At 69.2% G+C, this 20635-nt stretch carries 14 protein-coding genes; 3 read left to right on the top strand and 11 right to left on the bottom strand.

What is annotated here, in order from left to right:
* Positions 1-4 precede the first annotated feature (4 nt).
* From ACEN8G_RS11525 to ACEN8G_RS11500, 6 genes are all read right to left on the bottom strand, one after another.
* On the bottom strand, positions 5-1654 hold the full coding sequence (locus ACEN8G_RS11525) for an AMP-binding protein (RefSeq protein ID WP_413416750.1): 1650 nt from the start codon (positions 1652-1654) through the stop codon (positions 5-7).
* Positions 1651-3261, bottom strand: a complete 1611-nt coding sequence (locus tag ACEN8G_RS11520) for a tannase/feruloyl esterase family alpha/beta hydrolase (RefSeq protein WP_413416748.1) — start codon at positions 3259-3261, stop codon at positions 1651-1653. The genes ACEN8G_RS11525 and ACEN8G_RS11520 overlap by 4 nt, the downstream gene beginning before the upstream one ends.
* Positions 3258-4133, bottom strand: a complete 876-nt coding sequence (locus ACEN8G_RS11515; RefSeq protein ID WP_413416746.1) for an alpha/beta hydrolase — start codon at positions 4131-4133, stop codon at positions 3258-3260. The genes ACEN8G_RS11520 and ACEN8G_RS11515 overlap by 4 nt, the downstream gene beginning before the upstream one ends.
* 8 nt (positions 4134-4141) lie before the next feature.
* The gene (locus ACEN8G_RS11510) at positions 4142-5620 is read right to left on the bottom strand and encodes a carboxylesterase/lipase family protein (protein ID WP_413416744.1); all 1479 of its coding nucleotides are present in this window, start codon (positions 5618-5620) and stop codon (positions 4142-4144) included.
* Complete coding sequence (locus ACEN8G_RS11505) at positions 5617-8823, bottom strand: family 78 glycoside hydrolase catalytic domain (protein ID WP_413416742.1); 3207 nt, start codon at positions 8821-8823, stop codon at positions 5617-5619. Before ACEN8G_RS11505 ends, ACEN8G_RS11510 begins: the two co-directional genes overlap by 4 nt.
* Before the next feature lie 101 nt (positions 8824-8924).
* The gene (locus tag ACEN8G_RS11500; protein ID WP_413416740.1) at positions 8925-11609 is read right to left on the bottom strand and encodes a TonB-dependent receptor domain-containing protein; all 2685 of its coding nucleotides are present in this window, start codon (positions 11607-11609) and stop codon (positions 8925-8927) included.
* A 313-nt stretch (positions 11610-11922) separates the two neighbouring features.
* On the opposite strand from ACEN8G_RS11500, the gene ACEN8G_RS11495 reads away from it, so the two are divergent.
* A complete protein-coding gene (locus ACEN8G_RS11495) occupies positions 11923-14034 on the top strand; it encodes a beta-glucosidase (RefSeq protein WP_413416738.1) in 2112 nt (703 codons plus the stop codon).
* Here the strand turns inward: ACEN8G_RS11495 and ACEN8G_RS11490 are convergent.
* Both ACEN8G_RS11490 and ACEN8G_RS11485 read right to left on the bottom strand, forming a co-directional pair.
* Positions 14024-15046, bottom strand: coding sequence for a Gfo/Idh/MocA family protein (locus ACEN8G_RS11490; RefSeq protein WP_413416736.1), 1023 nt, complete (start codon positions 15044-15046; stop codon positions 14024-14026). The genes ACEN8G_RS11495 and ACEN8G_RS11490 overlap by 11 nt on opposite strands.
* Complete coding sequence (locus ACEN8G_RS11485) at positions 15043-15513, bottom strand: heme-degrading domain-containing protein (RefSeq protein ID WP_413416734.1); 471 nt, start codon at positions 15511-15513, stop codon at positions 15043-15045. The genes ACEN8G_RS11490 and ACEN8G_RS11485 overlap by 4 nt, the downstream gene beginning before the upstream one ends.
* 84 nt (positions 15514-15597) lie before the next feature.
* Between ACEN8G_RS11485 and ACEN8G_RS11480 the strand changes: the two genes are divergently transcribed.
* Positions 15598-16506 (top strand): hypothetical protein, encoded by a 909-nt coding sequence (locus ACEN8G_RS11480; RefSeq protein ID WP_413416732.1) that lies wholly within the window; start codon positions 15598-15600, stop codon positions 16504-16506.
* On the opposite strand, the gene ACEN8G_RS11475 is transcribed toward ACEN8G_RS11480, so the two are convergent.
* Genes ACEN8G_RS11475 through ACEN8G_RS11465 form a run of 3 tightly spaced genes read right to left on the bottom strand, consistent with a single transcriptional unit; the run spans position 16503 to position 19401 of the window.
* Positions 16503-17249, bottom strand: a complete 747-nt coding sequence (locus ACEN8G_RS11475; RefSeq protein WP_413416730.1) for a hypothetical protein — start codon at positions 17247-17249, stop codon at positions 16503-16505. The genes ACEN8G_RS11480 and ACEN8G_RS11475 overlap by 4 nt on opposite strands.
* Positions 17246-18286 (bottom strand): Gfo/Idh/MocA family protein, encoded by a 1041-nt coding sequence (locus ACEN8G_RS11470; protein ID WP_413740789.1) that lies wholly within the window; start codon positions 18284-18286, stop codon positions 17246-17248. Before ACEN8G_RS11470 ends, ACEN8G_RS11475 begins: the two co-directional genes overlap by 4 nt.
* Positions 18283-19401, bottom strand: coding sequence for a Gfo/Idh/MocA family protein (locus ACEN8G_RS11465; RefSeq protein ID WP_413418457.1), 1119 nt, complete (start codon positions 19399-19401; stop codon positions 18283-18285). The genes ACEN8G_RS11470 and ACEN8G_RS11465 overlap by 4 nt, the downstream gene beginning before the upstream one ends.
* Before the next feature lie 147 nt (positions 19402-19548).
* On the opposite strand from ACEN8G_RS11465, the gene ACEN8G_RS11460 reads away from it, so the two are divergent.
* A complete protein-coding gene (locus tag ACEN8G_RS11460; protein ID WP_413418461.1) occupies positions 19549-20595 on the top strand; it encodes a LacI family DNA-binding transcriptional regulator in 1047 nt (348 codons plus the stop codon).
* Positions 20596-20635: the final 40 nt, after the last annotated feature.

Raw genomic sequence — 20635 nt, 5'->3', positions numbered from 1 at the left:
TTCCTCATCCTTGGCTTGTGGTTGCGAGACCCAGCTCGGCGATCATCGCCTCGCGGATCAGAAATTTCTGGACCTTGCCGGTCACGGTGGTGGGGAAGGCGTCGACGAAGCGGACGTAGCGAGGCACCTTGTAATGGGCGATGCGGCCGCGGCAGAAGGCGCGGACCTCCTCCTCGTCGCCGGTCGAGCCGGCGCGCAGGCGGATCCAGACGCAGAGCTCCTCACCCATCCGCGCGTCGGGCACGCCGACCACGGCGACGTCCTCGACCGCCGGATGGCCGTAGAGGAACTCCTCGATCTCGCGCGGATAGATGTTCTCGCCGCCGCGGATCACCATGTCCTTCAGCCGGCCGACGATATTGCCATAGCCGGCATCGTCGATCACCGCGAGATCGCCCGAGTGCATCCAGCCCTCGCCGTCGATCACCGCGGCGGTCTTCTCCGGCTCGTCCCAATAGCCGAGCATCACCGAATAGCCGCGCGTGCACAGCTCGCCCGGGGTGCCGGGGGGAACGATGTCGCCAGCCTCGTCGACGATCTTGCATTCGAGGTGCGGCTGGACCCGGCCGATCGAGCCGATGCGGCGCTCGAAGGGATCGTCCGCCGCGGTCTGGAAGCTGACCGGGCTGGTCTCGGTCATCCCGTATGCAATCGTGACCTGGGGCATGTGCAGCCGGTCGATCACCGCGCGCATCAGCGGCTCGGGGCAGACGGCGCCGGCCATCACGCCGGTGCGCAGCGAGGCGATGTCGAACCGGTCGAACTCGGGATGGGCGAGGACGGCGATGAACATGGTCGGCACGCCGTAGAGCGACGTGCAGCGCTCGCGCTCGATGGCGGCGAGGGTCGCGCCGGGATCGAAGCCGGCGGCGGGGTAGACCATCGTCGCGCCGTGGGTGAGGCTGGCGAGATTGCCCATCACCATGCCGAAGCAGTGGTAGAGCGGTACGGGCACGCAGATGCGGTCGCCGGGCTGGAGGCGCTGGGCTAGGCCGACGAAATAGCCGTTGTTGAGGATGTTGCGGTGGCTGAGCGTCGCGCCCTTGGGCTGGCCGGTGGTGCCACTGGTGAACTGGATGTTGATCGCGTCGGTGGCCCGCAGTTCCGCGCCGATCACCGCGAGCATCTGGCGGTCGGTATCGCGGGCATGGCCGGCGACCTGGTCGAACGGGATCCAGCCGGGCTGGGCGGCTCCGCCGATGCAGATGATGCGGCGGAGCGCCGGGAGATCGGGGGCGATCTCGGCGACCATCGCGGCATAGTCGCTGGTCTTGAAGCGATCCATGAAGACCAGCGCGGCCAGCCCGACCTTGGCCATGGTGAACGCCGCCTCGCTGGTGCGATAGGCGGGGTTGATCGTCACCAGGATCAGGCCGGCACGGGCGGCGGCGAACTGGGTGAGCGTCCATTCCACGCAATTGGGCGCCCAGATGCCGATCCGCTCGCCCGGCTCGAGCCCGAGCGCGAGCAGCCCGGCGGCGAGCGCGTCGGCCTTTTCCAGCAGCTCGGCGAAGGTCCAGCGTATGTCCTGCTCGACCGAGACCAGCGCCTCGCGCTCGCCCCAGCGGGTGGCGGCCCGCGCCAGCGCCTCGCCGATCGTATGCTCGATCAGCGGCGGCGCGGTGGCGCCTTTGACCAGGCTGAGTGCGGTCATCGCGGCGCGACGCAGGTGAAGTTCGCGGCGTCGTCGGTCGAGCCCGTGCCGGTCCAGCGCGCGACCTTGGGGAAGGCGCACAAGGGGCGGGTGCGGACCGGCTTGGCTGGGAAGCCGAGATAGCCGAACAGGTCGTTGTCGTACTTGGTGGCGATCATCGCCTCGGGCGCGGGGCCGCCCTGGCGCCATTTGTCGAGCGTGCCGAGCGCGTCGATCACATTGGCCCCGGGGCCGGCGAGGCAGTGCGACATGCCCGGCGCCATGAACAGGCGGACCGAGCTCTCGGCGGTCTTGCCGACGCGCTTCCGCACGGCCTGGTAATAGTCGATCGTGTTCTCGGGCGCGATCGCGGCGTCGTTCCAGCCATGATAGAGGATCAGCTTGCCGCCGCGCTTGAGGAACGGCGTGATGTCCGGATTGTCGCTGTCGAGCACCGGGGCGAGGCGGCGGGCTGCGGCATAGTCGCGCGCGAGATCGAACGACGCGTTCTGCCAGTCCGGGTTGGAATGGACCATGTTCCGGAAGAACTCGCCCGAGAAGATGCCGTGCTGCGCCTTGGGGCCGGTGAGCCAGACGTCCCAGGTGCCGGGCACCGCCTCGGCACCGGGCATGGTGCCGGGGAAGAACTTGCGGCCCCTGGCATCGAAGGTGCCGCGATAGAGGGTGCGCGCGGCGGCCACCTGCGGCGCGGTGAGGCAGGCGGCGCCATCGCCTTCGCCTGGCTTGCACTGGAGCATAGCGGGATCGAAGCCGCACTGGCGCGGATCGTCGAGTACGCCGTCCTTCACCCCGTCCTTCGCGTCGCACTGGGCGAGCGCGGCGTCCTGGAGCAGCTTGAGCTTGGCGTTGGGGATCGCGCTTTCGGGCCGGGCGAATACCGCGCGGTCATTGGCCATGAACGAGGTCATCAGCCGGATCCAGGCATTGGCCGGCGCGCCCGCGATGATCGCGTCATAGTCGTCCGGGTAACGCTGTGCCTCCATCAGCGCCTCGCGGCCGCCGTCCGAACAGCCCTGGAAATAGGCCGCCTTGGGCGCGCTGCCGTAATAGGCATTGATCACCGCCTTGCCGACGCCCGAGGCGAGATGGTTGGCGCGGTGGCCGAAATCGGTGATGCGATCGGGCTCGTTCAGCGCCCATTTGCCGTCGGTATCGGCAGTGCCGACATGGCCCATGTCGGTGCCGACCGTGGCATAACCCTTGGCGAGCGCCCCCTGCATGGTGAGCTGCGGCAGCAGCATCGAGCCGCCATAGCCGCCATTGCCGGCGCCGAGCAGCTTGCCGTTCCAGGCACCGGCGAGCGGCAGCCACACCTCGACCTTGATCTTCGAGCGCGGTGTCGGGCTCAGCTCGGCATAGACGCGGCAGAAGCCGGCCTGGGCGGGCAGGCCGGGCGTGCCCTCCTTGGTGTTGACCATGCCGCCCTTGGCGACCTGCTCGGCCTTGACCACCTTGCCGTCGGCCAGTGCGAGGCCGGTGAGCGCGGTGCAGCTGTCGGCCACCGGATCGGCGGGAGCGAAGGCGGCGACGGGCTCGGGGCTGGTGCCCGAGACGAGCAGCGCGGTGGCGACGGCGCCAAGCGCGCTGAGGTGGGCTATCCGGTTCATTTGTTGAGCAACCCCTTGGCCTGGAACCATTTCTGCGCATGCTCGGGCCAGGCGTCCGATGCCTTGCCGCTCTTGGTGATGCCGAAGCCGTGACCGCCCTTGGGGAAGGTCACCAAGGTCGCATCGGAGCCCGCCGCCTTCCAGGCATCGACCAGCCGGCCGGCTTCGGGACGGACGATCGGATCGTCCTCGGCGACCATGGCGAGCAGCGGCGGGGCCTTGGCGGGCACGGTCAGCGGATTGCCGACTAGGCCGGGATACATGGCGACGATAAAGTCCGGGCGGCTGGCGGGCTTGGCGCCGAGCACGGTCCACATCGTCACCGCGCCGCCGGCGGAGAAGCCCATCATGCCGATGCGGTTCTGCTTCACCCCGAACTTGCCCGCATTGGCGCGGACATAGCGCATCGCTTCCTCGCCATCGGCGGTGGCGAGCGGGCGCAGCGGTACGATCGCCGCCTCGAGCGACTTGAAGTTCATCAGCCGGCGGATCAGCACCATGCCGAAATCGTCGCCGGTCGGGAGCAGACGGTAGCGCAGCACGAAGGCGGTGATGCCCATGCTGTTCAGCCATTTGGCGACGCCGTCGCCCTCATTGCCGATCGAGAGCAAATGGAAGCCGCCGCCTGGCGCGATGATCACCGCGGTGCCGTTGGCGATCTTCGGATCGGGGCGGAACAAGGTGAGCGTCGGCTCGGAGACGTTGCGGGTGATGACCCCGTACGGCTTCTTGTCGGCGGTGGTCTCCGCCGCCATCGGACCCATCGACCCCGGCGCGCCGTTCGGCCACAGCCGGATCACGTCCTGGGCATGGGCGGTGACGCTGCCGGTGAGCAGCGCGAGCAGCGCCAGGATCCGGAAGAGGCAACGCATGGACTTCCTCATTTGTGCTTGGCCGCATCGCGGGCGGCGGCGATCGCCTTGATCTCGGGTGCGCCGGCCGGGGCGGGCGCGGCGCCGTTATTGCTAATCACTAGCATCTGGCCGTTCGCCCCAAAGCGTGGCCAGCCGGGATCGCCCGTCTTGGCGAAGCGGACCCAGTGATCGGCGACCAGCTTGGCCGCCGCCATGTCGGCGGGCGTCGGCGTGCCGCCGGCGGCGGCGAGATTGTCGAACTGATAGGGCACGTCGGTGGCGTGCGAGGCGCCGGCCAGCGTGGCGCGCTTTGCCTCGGCGACATAGCCGAACCGGTAGAGCCAGGTCGGCGCGACCGCCGCCTGGCGGCTGGCGAGCGACCAGGCAGGTTCGGTGAAGGTGAAGTCGCTCGGGATGTGCCGCTCATAGGCTTCGGCCGAGCCATAGGCGGCGCGCACCGTCTCGGCGGCGGCGCCCAGCTTCTCGGTCGCCTTGGCGACGAAACCCTTGAGGAAGGGCGCGGGGATGAAGCCGAGCTCGTCGCTGTTCGATCCGATCACCATGCGGATGCCGCGCGCCTTGCCGGCGGCGAGCAGCGCGTCGGTGTCGCCGGTGACGATCCGGCCGTCGGTCATCGGGCCCGAATATTTGGCCTCGTCCGGATTGAGCAGGCCGATGCCGCCCTGGACCTTGTCAGCGGGCAGCGCACGCAGCGCGGCGAGGTCTTCGGCGCCCGTGCTCTTCGCGAAGGCCAGGCCCTTGGCCTCGCCCGTGGCGATGTCCGGCCAGCCATCGCGGCCACCGCCCGAGGCGGCGATCGCCTTGGCGAACAGCCCCTTCGCGGCGGGCGAGACCATCAGCCGGTTGACCGACTCCCCGCCGGCGGACTCGCCGAAGATCGTGACATTGGCCGGATCGCCGCCGAACGCAGCGATGTTGCGCTTCACCCATTGCAGCGCGGCGATCTGGTCCATCAGGCCCCAATTGCCATTGGCGCCGGTGCCGGCCTCCTTGGTCAATGCGGGATGCGCGAAGAAACCGAAGCGGCCCAGGCGATAGTTCAGCGTGACGACCACCACGCCGCGCGCGGCGAGCCGACTGCCGTCGAGGATCGCCGAGCTGCCCGATCCGGTTGAGAAGCCGCCGCCATGGATGTAGACCATCACCGCCAGCTTCGCCCCGGCGCGCGGCTGCGGGGTCCAGACGTTGAGGAACAGGCAATCCTCGGACATCGGCAGCGTCGTGTTGGCGAGGTCGCCCGGCATGCGCGCCTGGACGCAGTCATTGCCATAGCCGGTCGCGTCGCGCGTGCCGGTCCAGACAGGCGCGGGCAGCGGCGCATGCCAGCGCAGCGGGCCGACCGGCGCGGCGGCATAGGGAATGCCCTTGAAGCTGGTGACGCCCGAGGCCGTGGCACCGCTCAGCGTGCCGGCGGGCGCGCGGACCTCCTGCGCCTGGGCGGTGCCGGCGAGCAGCAGGGATAGGGCGATCAGGGAGGACTTCATCGATTGCCCCTGGTGACGAAGGTGAAGCTGCCGGGGCCGGTGGCGTAGACGGTCGCGGCATCGGTGGTGCGGAGCAGCGTGGCGCCGGCCGGTACGGTTTCGACCGCGCCGAAGCGATTGGGCACCCAGATCTCGCCGCTGGCGTTCATCGGTACGGTGGCGGTGAGGGTCAGGCGGCCATTCTCGACCGTCCAGCCGGCCCTGGCCTCGCCCTGCGGCGTCGCCATCGTCGCAGCCGCCGAGGCCAGACCCTGCGGGATCTCGGGACGGACCAGCACTTGCCGATAGCCGGGCGTACCGGGACGCAGGCCGGCAAGGCGCCGGCGCATCCAGTCGGCGATCGAGCCGAAATAATGATGGTCGCGCGAGCGAGCGTTGAGGCCCCAGGACTCGAATAGCGTGCCGTTGCCGCTGGTCAGCCAGAAGCCCCAGCTCGGCTCGTCGGTGCGCGTCGCCAGCCGATAGGCGATATCGGCATGGCCATAGTCGCTGAGCAGATCGAGCAGGTAGCGTGTGCCGAACACCCCGGCGCGCAGGCCGCGTGCCTCGACATCCTTGGCCAGCGTGTCGGCGACCTTCTGCTCCTGGCCATCGGGCACCATGCCGAAGGCGAGCGGCAGGATGTTCTGCGACTGGGTGGCCCCCTTGGTCGCGCCCTTGTCGTCGAGCGTGCGGTACCAGCCGTTCGCACCGTCCCAGTAGCGGGCGTTATAGGCACGACGGATATCGGCGGCGAGCGCACCATAGCGCTCGGCATCGGCCGTGTTGCCGATCACTGCCGAGGATTTGGCCAGCAGATCCGCTTCATGGAAGAAATAGGCGGTGGTGATCGCATCGATCCCGCCATTGCTGGTGGCGAAGATGTCGAGCGGGCCGGGGGCGCTCCATTCGCTCAGCCCCTTGTCGTGGCGATAGTCGGGCGCCTTGAAGACGGTGGCGGTATAGTCGACCAGCCGCTTCTGCATGTCGTGCATCCGCGCGAGGATGCGGGTGTCGCCCTGCGCCTGGTAGAGCTCCCAGGGCAGGATCATCGCGGCGACGTCCCAGGGCGTCGAGGGTCCCCAGACGAACGACCAGCCGGGGGTGTTCTCATAGCCGTAGAAAGGCGTGGCGGGGACGATCTCGGGCAGCTCGCCGCTCGGCGCCTGGGCATCGGGATAGTCGTTCAGCCACTTGGTCCAGACGCGGGCGATGTCGAGGCTGCGCGCGGCGGCGCCGGCGGAGGCCTGGGCGTCGCCGGTCCAGCCATTCTTCTCATAGGTCGGCGTATCGGTCTGATAGCCGTGCATGTTGTTCAGGATCGTGCGAATCGATGCCTGGTCGATCGCCTCGAGCAGCTTGTTGGCGCTGGTGAAGCTGCCGATACGGGCGACGGCGCTGTGCGCGATCTTGCCGGTGAGCGTCGCCAGTGTCGGCGTGCCGGGGAAGCCCCGCAGCTCGACATAGCGGAAGCCGCGATAGCCGAAGCTCGGCGCCCAGCGCTCGCGGCCCTTGCCTGCCAGCGTATAGCGATCCGTCTGCAGCTGCGCATCGATCAGGCCCGAGGCGGGGACGACCATGCCGGCATCGTTGATCCGCTCGCTGGCGACGAGCGAGACGGTGGTGCCGCGCGGTCCGCTGACGTCGAGGCTGGTCCAGCCCGAGAAGATGCGACCGAAATCATAGACCCAGACGCCGGGCTTGACCTGGGTGAGCGACACCGGCGCGATCTGCTCGACCGGGGCGATCGGCTCGACATTGGCGGCCTGAAGCACGCCCTTGGGCCCTTCGACCACCTGCGCGGCGGTCCAGCCCTTGGGCGCGAAGCCGGCCTTGTCCCAGCCGGCCGGAAGCAGGCGCGCATCGTAGCGCTCGCCGCGATGGACGGAATCGTTGCGAGTGGGCCCGGAGATCGTTTGCCAGCTCCTGTCGCTGGCGATTGTCTGGCGCGATCCGTCGGCGAAGGTCACTTCGAGCTGCGCCTTGAGCGCGGGCTCGCCGTGCCAGGGCGCCTGGTTGAAATACCATTCGTTGGGATCGGTGAGGCCGTACCAGCCGCGGCCGAGCTCGGCGCCGAGGACGTTCTGCCCGGCGCGGACGCGGGCGGTGACGTCGTAGCTCTGGTAGAGCACGCGCTTGTCGTACGCGGTGAAGCCGCTTGCCATCGCGCTTTCGCCGACGGTGGTGCCGTTCAGCACCATGCGCGGCCAGCCGGCACCGGCGACATAGAGGCGCGCGGCGGCGATCTTCTTCGCCGGCAGGGTGAAGGCCTTGCGGACGAGCGGGGCGGGAGCCTCGATCGGCAGGACGATGTCGATATTGGGCACGCCGGCGGCGACCGTTAGGCCATCGCTCTCGACCGTGCCGCCGACGAACGGGTTGTCATTGGCCGGGAAGCGGGTGGCGAAGGCCGGGCTGCCGGTGCCGGTCACGCTGACGGCGTGGATCGTCGCGGCACCGGCCTCGCGCGAGGAGAAGCCGATCGTGCCGTGCGGCTGGCCGCTGTCGGTGAGCAGGTCGACCTGCTTGCCGTCGATCGCGGTGGCGATGCTCGATCCGGTGGCGGTGATCGTCACCTTGTGGCGCACGCCCTTCAGCGTGATGCCGGTGAGCGGGACGCGCTTGAGCTCGGTGGTCTTCACGCCGGAGCTGCTGCCGCCCGGATAGCGGCGGACGCGGGCGATGAGGACGGGACCGGTCTTCTCCTCGGCAAGCGTCCAGACATAGGCCTCGCCATAGGTCTTGCCGGCGGCGCGGGCGCGGAAGAGCAGGTCGACGGAACTGCCCGTGAGCGTCAGGTCGCTTTCGAAGCGCAGGTCGCTCCAGTCATGGTCGCGGCGCGCCGGGCCGGCGATCCAGCCGCCCGACCAGTCGGCGGGGGCGAGCAGGCCCATCTCCCACCAGGCGGGGGCGCTCCAGCCGCTCTCGCGTCCGTCCGCGTCCCAGGTCCTGACCTGCCAGGCATAGCGGGTGCGGGCCTTCAGGGCGGGACCGGCATAGGCGATCTGGGCATTCTCGCTCGAGACGATCTTGCCGCTGTCCCATACCGGCTTGCCCCCGGCGGTGACGCGGACCTGATACGCCGCCTGGCGCTTCGCGGGCGAGTGCCAGCCGAGACGTGGTGCCGGCTCGTCGATGCCGAGCGCCGCATCGGTATATTCCACCGTCAGCCTGGTGGGCACGCCGTCCTGCGCCCAGGCGGCCATGGCGGTGAGGAGAGCCATGGCCGCGGCGCCCGAGACCAACAGGGTACGGACCGCCCTGGACGAAGGAGTACGCATCGCCAGAGCGGATAACGGGAAAGACACCTGGGGGACCCCTTTCCTTAGAATTTGGTCCGGATGCCGAAGGTGACGAGCCGTCCCAGCGTGCTGCCATTGGTATAGGCGGCGGCGCTGTTCAGCCAGGGCGGATCCCGGTCGAAGATGTTGTCGACGTTCAGCGTCAGCATCGCGTTCTTGAGGAAGCCATGCGTGCCCAGGTCATAGGCGAGGAAGGCATCGACGGTCTGGAACGCGCCCACCCGGGTCTGCGGCGTGACGCCGAGGATCGGGAAGCCGCCCTTGTAGTTGTACGAGGCCGAGGCGATGAACCCGCCCGACTTGCCGCCCAGGGTGGCGACGAAGGCGGTGCGGCCGACGCCGTTCTTCAGGTCGTCGGCAAAGGCCCCGCCCGAGACTGCCTGCGACTTGCGGTTGAGCGTGTAGGTGCCGGCAATGCTGGCGTTGATCGCGCCGAAGCCGGTCAGGCGGGTATAGGCCAGGTTGAAGTCGAGCCCGTCGGTGTTGACCGCGCCCAGATTGTTGCGGCGTGCATCGATGATCACATAGGGGCCGAGCGGGCCGGCATAGAGGCTGGCGATGCTCGGCGCGCCGACCACGGCAAGGCTGCCCACCCGTGCCTGGGCCTGTGCCAGGGTCGGGCTCAGCGTGTAGAAGCTGGCATAGTTCGGATTGGTGAACAGCGTCGGCGACAGGAAGGGCGCGAGCCCGATCGCCTCCTTGAACTTCACGTTATAATAAGTGAGGTTCGCCACCAGCCCCGGCACCGCCCTGGGCGTCCAGTCGAACCCGGCGGACCAGGTATCGGCGCGCTCGGGCTTCAGGTTGGGGTTGCCGCCCGCCAGCACGATGGTCGAGCGCAGCGGATCGGTGGGCAGGGCGCCCGGCGCGAGGAACGGGCTGAACGGCAGCACCGTCGCGCGCGAGTCCGAGGTGTTGGTCGTGTCGGCCAGGCTCGGCGCGTGGAACGAGGTGCCCCAGTTGCCGCGGATCGTCAGGTCGGTGAACGGCTTGTAGTTCACCCCGATCTTCGGGTTGGTGGTGCCGCCCTGGTCGCTGTAATCGTCATAGCGGACCGAGGCCGAGAGCTGCAGCCCGCGCAGGCCGGCGCTGCCATTGCCGGCGCCGACGATCGGGACCAGCAGCTCGCCGAACGCCGAGCGGACGTCGCGCGAGGCGCGCGAGGTCTTGACGTTGGCAAAGGCCCCCACCGCGCCCTGCGAGATGCGCGACGAGATGTTCTCGGCATGATATTCCGCGCCGACCGCGAGGCGGATGTCGCCGCCGGCGAGATGCGCGAGGCTGCCGTCGAGGATCAACCGTCCCTCGGCCAGTTCCTGGGTGGCGTCGCCGTAATTCTCATAGTTGCGGATCGCGGCGAGTGCGGCCGGGCTGCTGGCGGCGAGGTTGTAGAGGTTGAGCGCCATGCCCGGGATCAGGCCGGCCAGCGCGAGCGTCGCGGTGGTGGTGTCGAGCGCCGCCTGGCGGACGAGGTTCTGGCTTCGCCCGAAATTGCTCTCCGCGCGCAGCTGCCAGCCCTTGCCGAGCGCGAAGGAGAAGCCCGGCGTCACGCCATAGGAGTCGAAGCGCTGGTGGCTGGTGAGGCTGTTTCCGAAGACATCGGCGAAGGAAATGCTGACATTGTGCTGCAATTCGCCGGCGACGGTGCGGAAATTGGGGTTGAGTACGCTGATCGTGCCCGAGAGCATCCCCTGCGCCTCGCGGCTGGTCGTGTCGCGGCGCGACCAATAGGCGGTGGCCGAGAAGGTGACGGCGTCGTCGAGATGCTGGGTCAGCGACGCGAAGACCGAGTGCCGCTCCTCGCGCGGGAAGATGCTGGCATAGGCATTCTGGTCGCACTTGTTGACCGTGCCGGCGGTGCGGGCGGGCAGGGCATAGCTGGTCGCGCCGATCTGGATGTTGCCCGGCGCGCAGGTGGTGACCCGGAAGTCGCCGCCGCCCTTCGAGCGCCGGTCGGCCGAGGTATAGTCGCGATCGATACCGAGAATATCGTCGTGCTTCGCATAGGCATAGGCGACGAACAGCGATCCGCTGCCCCAGTCCTTGCCGGCGGTCAGGCTGCCGTCGACCGAGTGATAGTCGTCGGCGAAGCCGTAGCGCAGATTGGCCGAGACGCCGTCGAAACGCTTGCGGGTGATGAAGTTGACCACGCCGCCGATCGCGTCCGAGCCGTAGATGGCCGAGCCGCCGTCCGGCACCACCTCGACGCGCTCGAGGATGTCGGGCGGCAGGATCGAGGGGTCGACCGTGGTCTGCAGGATGCCTGCGCCGACGCCGCGATGGCCGTTGATCAGCACCAGCGTGGTGCTGCCGCCCGAGGCGCCGAGGTTGCGGATATTGGGGCGGATCACCGGGAGGCCGAACGAGGGCGTGCCCGTCGGCACCGTGCCGAAATTGCCGATCTGCGGGATCTTGGCGAGCAGGTCGTTCGACGAGGTGACGCCGCGCGCGGTGATCGTGTCGCGGTTGATGCCGATCACGTTGGTGCCGGTCGGCGCGACGCCGCGCAGCAAGGTGCCGGTGACGATGATCTCTTCTTCCACCGCCTGCGCGTCGGACGGCGCCTGCGCAGCCTCGGGAGCTGCCGGCGCGGTCTGCTGCGCATGGGCCGTGCCGGCCGCGGCCAGCATGGTGGCGAGGGCCAGCATCGAGAGCCCTGCCTGCTTCGCGAATCCGCGCGCACGCGGTTCCATAATCTCGCTGTTCATATTCCCTCCCCAATTGGTCCTTCGGACTCTCATTTCCGCGGAGCGCTTTGCCCTCCGCCGGTGGGATCGCTCATCCGGCGACTTTTTCCACAATCATTCAATCTCGCTCTTTTTCGCTCATGTCAATGATCAAAATAGATTGAGCGCGCTGTGCGTGGCGGGCCCGTAGGGAGGGCCGCCCGCCGCACGGCAGCCGGGTCTCGCAGCAAGGCCCGTTCTTTTCGGCTACCCAAGCGTCGCAAGGTGTGCTTTAGCGCTAATTCTAATGCGAGCGCCTCGAGTTTGGCGTGCGGGCGCAAGGGAGAGGCAGAGCGTGGCAACCATATCGGGCGCAGTGGAGAGGGAAGCGGGCTGGATGCCGGCCAAGGGCGCGAGCCCGCGGGAAATCGATGCGCTGGTGACCCACGTGCTCGCCGAGCTGCGCCTGGAAGAGAAGGTCGCGATGATGTCCGGCAAGGGCTTCTTCGACGCGCTGGCCGAGGATGACCGGATCTGGGGCGCGCGGCCCTATCGCGCCGGCGGCGGCGCCGAGAGGCTGGGCATTCCGCCGCTGATGTTCACCGACGGCCCGCGTGGCGTCACCCGGGTCGGATCGACCTGCTTCCCCTGCACCATGGCGCGCGGCGCCACGTTCGACGTCGCGCTGGAGCGGCGCGTCGGCGAGGTGATGGGCGTCGAAGCGCGCGCGCAGGATTGCAGCTTCTCGGGCGCAGTCTGCATCAACCTGCTGCGCCACCCGGCCTGGGGGCGCGCGCAGGAGACCTATGGCGAGGATCCCTGGCACCTGGGCGTGATGGGGGCCGCGATGGGCACCGGCATCCAGGCGCACAATGTGATCGCCACGGTGAAGCATTTCGCGCTGAACTCCATGGAAAACGCCCGCTTCAAGGTGAACGTCACCGCCGACGAGCGCGCGATGCACGAAGTCTATCTGCCGCACTTCAAGCATTGCCTCGATGCCGGCGTGGCGACAGTGATGACCGCCTACAACAAGGTGAATGGCGAGTTCTGCGGCCAGAGCCGCGCGCTGCTCACCGATGTGCTGCGCGGCGAATGGGGCTTCCAGGGCTTCGTCCATTCGGACTGGGTGCGCGGAGTGCACAAGGTGTACGGCGCCGCCGCCGGCCTCGATGTCGAGAATCCCGAGCCGCTGATCTTCGGCGAGAAGCTCAGCGCCGCGGTCGAGGCGGGTACGGTCGAGCCCGAAGTGATCGACCAGGCCTGCCGCCGCATCCTCACCACCCAGTTCCGTTTCGCCGCGCAGGAAGATCCGCTGGAGGATTATTCCAAGGACCTGATCGCGCAGGACAGCCACCGCGCGCTCGCCCGCGAAGTCGCCGAGAAATGCGCGGTGCTGCTGGAGAATGACGGGACGCTGCCTTTCAGCCGTGAAAAGGTGGGCAGGCTCGCGGTGCTGGGGGCGCTCGCCGATATGGAGAATACCGGCGACAATGGCTCGAGCCGGGTGCGCGCGCCCTATGTGGTGACGCCGCTCCAGGGCCTGCGTGCCCGTCTGGGCGAGGATGCCGTTACCTATGCCAGTGGCGAGGACCTCGATGTCGCGCAGCAGGCGGCGGCCGCTGCCGATGCCGTGGTGGTCGTTGCCGGCTTCACTGCCAAGGAAGAGGGCGAGTACATCATCGGCGACATCGCGCTCGGCGCCGATGGCAAGCCGGGCCGCCCGAGCATCTCGAAGGAGCCGATAGGCGGTGATCGCCTGTCGCTCGGCCTGCCCGAGGCGCAGGTCGCGCTGATCCGGGCCGCCGCCGCGGGCGGCAAGCCGGTGGTGGTGGTGCTGGTCGCCGGCTCGGCGGTGCTGGTCGAGGAATGGCGCGGAGAGGCCGGCGCGATCCTGATGAGCTTCTACGCCGGCATGGAAGGCGGCCACGCGCTGGCCAGCCTGTTGTTCGGCGAGGTCAGTCCCTCGGGCAAGCTGCCCTTCACCGTAGCGCGTGACGCCGCCGACTATCCGTTCTTCGATCGCGATGCCGAAGCGATCGAATATGACCGCTGGCACGGCTACACCAAGTTCGACCGCGACCAGACCGAGCCGCGCTACGCCTTTGGCCATGGCTTGTCCTATGCCCGCTTCACCTATCGCGGGCTGAAGGCGCGGGTGCAGGACGGAGCGATCCTGGTCTCTGTCGCGGTGCGCAACACCGGCACCGTGGCGGCCGAGGAAGTCGTGCAATGCTATGTCGGCGCGCCGGGCGTCGAGGCCGAACAGCCGGTCAAGCTGCTCCGCGCCTTCGATCGTGTCGCGCTGGCACCGGGCGAGACGAAGATCGTCCAGATGGTCGTGGCGCTGGACAGCCTGCGCTGGCGCGATCCGGCGACCCATGGCTGGCGACTGGAGGGTGGCGACTATCGCGTGCTGGTCGGCGGTGCCTCAGACGCGCTGATCGAGACGCGCGTCAGGCTCTGATCTCCTCCAGCCATCGGTCGACGATGCGGGCGGTGGCGATGCTGTCCGCCGCGTCGAGGCCGGGATGGGCGAATTCGGTCGCGCCGGAAAGGATCGCGCGGTTCGCCGCTTCGAACTGGAAGCTGTAGAGGTGGCGCGGTTCCTCGACCGCGATCTCCTCGTGCGTGCCGTCGGGGCGGATCAGGCGCATGATGTTGGTGCCGCCGGTCTTGCCGCCGGCGAACCAGAACTGGTCGACCTCGATCCGGCCGGTGGTGCCCATCACGTGCAGCACATTGTCCTGCCGCACGGTGACCGAGCAGGAGAGATCGGCGGTGATCCCGCCGGGGAAGCGGAGCAGCGCCGAGGTCCATTCCTCGACGCCGCTCGGCCCGAAATGGGCGACCGCTTTGACCGCGCAGGGCATCGGGATCACGCCGCCGGTGCGGGCGCCGGCGATCAGCCCGGCCATCGAGGCCGGATAGCCGGCCAGGTCGAGGATCGCGCCGCCGCCCAGCTCGGGCTGGAACAGCCGGTGGCCGGTGCGTGCCGCCTCGGGCACCGCGAAGCCGAAGCTCGACCGGATCATCCGCACCGCGCCGATTGCGTCGGCACGCACCAGCTCGGCGATGCGCGCGGCGAGCGGGTGGAAGCGGTACATGAACGCCTCGCCCAGGAAGGTGCCCGCGGCGCGCGCGGCGGCGAACATCGCCTCGGTCTCGGCGGCGCAGACGCCCATCGGCTTCTCGCACAGCACATGCTTGCCGGCCCGGGCCGCCGCGATCGCCCAATGCGCGTGGTGGGTGTGCGGGGTGGCGATGTAGATCGCGTCGACCTCGGGATCGGCGATCAGCGCCTCATAGCCGGTGACCACGCGGATGCCGGGGAAATGCTCGGCGAGATCGGGCCGGTTCGGGTTGCGGGTGCCTAGCGCGGCAATCGTCCCGGTCGCGGAGCCGGCGGCACCGGCGAGGAAGTCGCGGGCGATGGCGCCGGGGCCGAGTATGCCCCAGCGGACGGGTGCGGTGCTCATGCCCGGGCCTCCTGGTGCGCCTTCAATGCGGCGAGCGCCTCGACAACGTAGCGATGGTCCTCTTCCTGGACGAGGCCGCTGACCGCGACTGCGCCGACCACCCCGGTGCCGGCGATCCGGATCGGCACCGCGCCGCCGGCGGCGACATGGGTGCGCAGGTCGAGGCCGAAGCGCTCGAACGCGCCTGGCGGGGCGGCGTCGAACTTGAGGCGTATCGCGTAGCTGGCGCGCTCGAAGCGCATGACGAGGGCAATCTTGCGGTCGATCCAGCCGAGATTGTCCCGGGTGGCGCCTGGCAGGAGCGCGCTGAACAGTCGCGTGTCGGCGCGACGTATCTCGATCGCGATCGGCGCATTTGCCGTCGCGCCACGGGCACGCAGATGGCAGCCGAGCCACCAGGCGTCCTCGGCATCGAAATGGGCGAGCGCCAGCGCCTGCTCCTCGCGGTCGATCTCTTCCGGCTGCATCCGCTCGCTCCCCCGATCTTGGTTGAATTTAGCGCTAAATCATCTAGGCATGAGCCTGTCAAACGGCCAGGAGCCATGTGCACGATGATTACAACGAATGCACCGCCCGGCGCCAATCCCGCCCATGGCCCGTTCCGCCCGCTGCTGCCCGGCCAGGTCGCGCAGGTCCGCATCGTCAGCCGCGACGGCAGCGAGGATCGGCTCGTGCTGCAGGCCGACCGGCTGCTCGAGGCGCCGAACTGGACGCCCGACGGCAGCGCGCTGATCGTCAATGGCGGCGGCCATCTGTTCCGCTTGCCGCTCGATGGCGCGCCGGTGCTTGCGCCGATCCCGATCGCGGGGATCGACGATGCGAACAACGATCATCTGCTCTCGCCCGATGGCCGGACGCTCTACATCACCGCCGCGCGCAAGGTGCATGCGGTGCCGGTCGCGGGCGGCACGCCGCGCCGGGTGAGCCCGGAGGATGGGCTCGCTTATTATCTCCACGGCATCTCGCCCGATGGCAGCGAACTTGCCTGCGCGACGATCCGGCCGGGCGAGCCGCTGCGCTGGGGCATCGCGATCGTGCCCGAGGCGGGCGGCCCGGCGCGGCAGCTGTTCGAGGGGCTTGCGCCGGTCGACGGGCCCGAATGGACGCCGGATGGCGGCTGGATCTGGTTCAACGGCGAGCTGGAAGCGCGCGTACCCGGCGACGCCAGCCTGTTCCGCATGCGGCCCGACGGCAGCGGGATCGAACGGATGCGCGCGGGCAGCCGCGTCGACTGGTTCCCGCATCCCGATCCCACCGGCGAGATCATCGCCTATCTCAGCTATCCCGAGGGCACGACCGGGCACCCGCCCAACCTGCCCGTCGAGCTGCGGACGATGCCGATCGGTGGCGGGGAGCCGCGGGCGATCGCGAGCTTCTTCGGCGGGCAGGGATCGATCAACGTCAACAACTGGTCGCCCGACGGGCGCCATCTCGCCTATGTCGCCTATCCGATAGGCTAGGCGATTCCGCTGGCATCGAGCAGGCCGAGCAGGCGGATCGCGGTCCCGATCTGGCCATCGTCGCCGGCGCCTTCGGTGAGGCGGGCATGGAGCGCCTTCCACGCAGCGCGCAGACCGCCCTCGTAGCGGGGCAGCGCGGTGCGGGTGCCGCCGGCATCGAGCAGGCGGACCTCGGCGGGCGTGGAAATGGCGGTGCCGTCGATGGCGATCTCGCGGCGGAGCGTGCGCGAGACGGTTTCCAGCGCGAAGCGGATGCGGAAGCTGCGCCGGGCGCTGACCCGGGCGCCGTTCCAGCTGTCGGCGCTCTTGACCGCCAGGACGATCTCGTGCGGCGTGTCGGCGAGGACGCGCAGGCCGTTTGCTTGGCAGCCGAGCGTGTCGAGCAGCATCAGCAGCTCGAACAGAGCGGCGCGCAGCGGCCCGCTGGTCTCGGCGGCGGCATCGACGATCAGCGGGACGTCTTCGTTGAGGGCACGCGAGACGGCGATCGTAGCGTCGGGCAATGCCGGTGCGGCGATGAGCGCGAGGCCGATCGTCGCGCCGGTGTCCGCCAGCGCGCGCAGGGCTCCGGCGGAGGCGAGGCCCGGATCGGCGATCATCACCGCGCCCTTGCCGATGCCCGCGAGCGCATCGCCGGAGGCGATGTGGACGTCGCTACCGGCCTCGTCGATGGCGAAGCGGTTGGGCAGGCTGGCCAGCACCGGCCGCTGCCCCTGTGCGGGCTTTACGTGCAGCCGGGTCATTCGACGATCTCCATCACCCGGGCGGCGGCATCGGCAAGATCGAGCGCGAAAGCGAGATCCTCGACCGCGACGTCGAACGGCGTGTCGAGCGGCACGCCGCGCGTCACCACGTCGTGCAGGTGCCGCCACTGCGCGGCATAGCCATTGTCGGCATGGCTGAAACCGCGGCTGCCGCGCGCATCGCTCAGCGTCGCGCGGCCCGAGCCGGCGGAAATGTAGGACGGACCGAAATCGACATTGAGCCGGCGCTCGGCGTTCGCGGCTTCGAAGCTCCAGGAGGGCGGCCATTGGCCCGGCATCACCGCGAGCAACTCGGCAATCTGGTCGCCGCGGCGCATCAGCACCGAATAGCCGAAGGGCGGATGACGCCGTGCCTCCACGACTTCGCCGAGCTCCGGATAGAAGCGGCGGAGCAGCGGGACATGGTGGATGGCGAGGCCGAGGATCGTCTGGCGGAGGCGCTCGCGCTGGAATTCGGGCGGCTGCTCGGCGGGGGGCGCCGCCGGCGGCGGCGGGGAGGGGAAGGCCTCCTCGGTCGCGGCGTTCACGAACTGGGCGTTGGGCGGCACGAAGATTGCCGAGCGGATGCGGGTCGCAGGAGCGCCCTCTGCCTCCCAGGCAGCGAGGCCGGCGCGGAAGCCGGGATCGTACCAGTGCATCGTGCCGACCAGCACGGTCATGCCGCTCTCGGCGACGATGCGGCCGACTTCCTCTGCCTGCGCGCGGCTGACCGCGAGCGGCTTCTCGACGAGCGCGGCGCGCTTGCCGGCGCGGGCGGCGGCGATCAGCTGCTCGGCATGGAAGACGTGCGGGCTGCAGATCGCGACCGCGTCGATCGACGGATCCTCGATCACCGCGGCGGCATCGGTGACACCCTCGGCGCCGCAGCGCGCGGCGACGATGTCCGCCACTTGCGGATTGACGTCCATCACTTTCCCGACCCGCCACAGCTCGGGCATCTGCGCGAGCGTCGGCAGATGGATCGCCTGGGTCACCGGGCCGGCGCCGAGGATGCCGATGGTCAGCGGCGTGCTCATGCGAGCGCGGTCCAGCCGGCGCGCTCGGCGCTGGCTCGAACAGCGGTCTCGACGAAGCGCATCGTGCGTACCCCGTCGTCGATGCCGGGCAATGTCGAGCCGATCAGCGTGGTGTCACCATCGATCGCCCTGGCGAAGTCACGATACTGGACCGCGAAGCCGGCGAGGATTGATCCGCCGAAGCCGGGCGGCAGCGGCTCGCGGACGAGCAGGCCCGGCGACATTGGGCTCAGCAGCGAGACGGCGCCGTCAGCCGCGACGAGCCGCAGCGTCTCGGGTGCCTCGGCTTGCCAGTGCAGTGCGCCCTTCTCCCCGAAGACCTGGAGGGTGAAGCCGAGGCGTTCGCCGACGGCAACCTGTGACGAGGCCAGCACGCCCGAGGCGCCGCCGGCGAAGTGCATCAGGATGTTTGCGTCATCGTCGAGCGCGCGGCCGGGGACATGCGTGCGCACATCGGCGACGATCTCGCTGACCGTGTCGCCGGTCACATATTCGGCAAGGTGAAAGGCATGGGTGCCGATATCGGAGATGCAGCCGCCCACGCCAGAGCGTGCCGGGTCCATCCGCCAGGCGGCGCGGGGATTGCCGGCCTGTTCGAGTGCATTGGCGAGCCAGCCCTGGTTAAAGCTGACGACCACCTTGCGCACCGCACCGATCATGCCAGTGGCGATGCGGGCGCGGGCCTCGCGGATGATCGGGAAGCCCGAATAGGTGAAGGTGAGCGCGTAGAGGCTGGTGCCGCCGGCCAGCGCGTCGCGGAGCTGCTCGGCCTCGGCGAGCGTCGCGGTGGCGGGCTTGTCCGACATCACGTGCAGCCCGGCTTCGATCGCGGCGAGCGCGGCGGGCAGATGGAGATGGTTGGGGGTGGCGATCGCGAGTGCCTGGATGCCGTCGGGACGGGCGCGTTCGGCGGCGATCATTGTGGCGTGATCGGCATAGCAGCGATCGGGGGCGACACCGTAGCTCGCTCCCGCGGCGCGCGCGCGCTCGGGATCGCTGGAGAACGCCCCGGCGACCAGCTCGAACCGGCCGCTGAGATGCGCGCCCAGATGGTGCATCGGGCCGATGAAGGAGCCGATGCCGCCGCCTGTCATGCCCAGCCTGATCCTTGCCATCACGCGACCCTCCAATTTCCGATTATGATTTAGTTTAGCGCTAAACTTAAACGAGAAGCGGTGTCAAGCGTGGAGGGCCTGGCTTGCTGTGGTATGCATTCCGGCAATAGAGTCGCGGGACGAACCGGGAATCAGGATCTGAGCAGGATGGCGCGGCGGCGCGGCAGTTCGGGAGTGACGATCCAGGCGGTGGCAGAGCATGCCGGCACCTCGACGATGACAGTGTCGAACTTCCTCAACGGCACCGGCAAGATGGGCGAGGCGACCCGGGCGCGGGTGCGCGAGGCGATCGAGACGCTGGGCTACAAGCCCAATGCGGCGGCGCGGGCGCTGGCCAGTTCGGGTGCCGCGCGGATCGGGCTGGTCTATATCAATCCGCAGAACGCGTTCCTCAGCGCGATGCTGGTCGGCACCCTGCAGGCGGCAGCGACGCGCGGCGCGCAGCTGATGGTCGAGCATAGCGGCGAGCCGGACTATGACAGGCTGGCGGAATCGCTGCGCGGACTGGTGCGCAGCGGCGCCAATGCGCTGCTGCTGCCGCCGCCCTATTCGGAGCTGATCGCGGGCAGCCCGATCGTCGAGGAACTGGGCGTGCCGATCGCGGTGGTGGGGGCGGGGCAGGCGATACCGGGCATCGTGACGGTGCGCGTCGATGATCACGCCGCGGCCGGGGCGATGACCGACCTGCTGATCAGCCTGGGGCATCGCCGGATCGGGTTCATCGGTGGCCCGGAAGGCCATGGCGCTACCGGAGCGCGGCGCGAGGGATATCGCCATTCGCTGCGAGCGCATCGGCTGCCAGACGCGCCCGAGTTGATCGATGCGGGCGACTTCTCCTTCGACTCGGGCCTTCTGGCAGCCAGGCGGCTGCTCGATCTCCCCGAGCCACCCAGCGCGATCTTTGCCGCGAACGACGACATGGCCGCGGCGGTACTCTCGGTCGCGCACCGCAAGGGGATTGCCATTCCCGACGCGCTCGCCGTTGCCGGGTTCGACGATACGCCGATCGCAGTGAAGACCTGGCCGTCGCTCACCACCATCCGGCAACCGATCGCCGAGATGGCGGAGCGGGCGACGCTGGCCCTGATCGCGCGGCTCGCTGAGAGCGAATCGGAAGCGGGGGCAGAGGATATGCACGTCGATTTCAAGCTGATCGAACGGGCATCGACGGGGATCGGCCGGTTCCGGCGATAAGGCTGGCTCCCTGCGCTTTGCCGGGGGATGCGACCAAAAT

Origin of the sequence: Sphingomonas sp. Sphisp66, from assembly GCF_047324325.1 — a bacterium.
Taxonomy (GTDB): Bacteria; Pseudomonadota; Alphaproteobacteria; order Sphingomonadales; family Sphingomonadaceae; genus Sphingomonas.
This window is presented reverse-complemented; position numbering and strand designations above follow the sequence as displayed.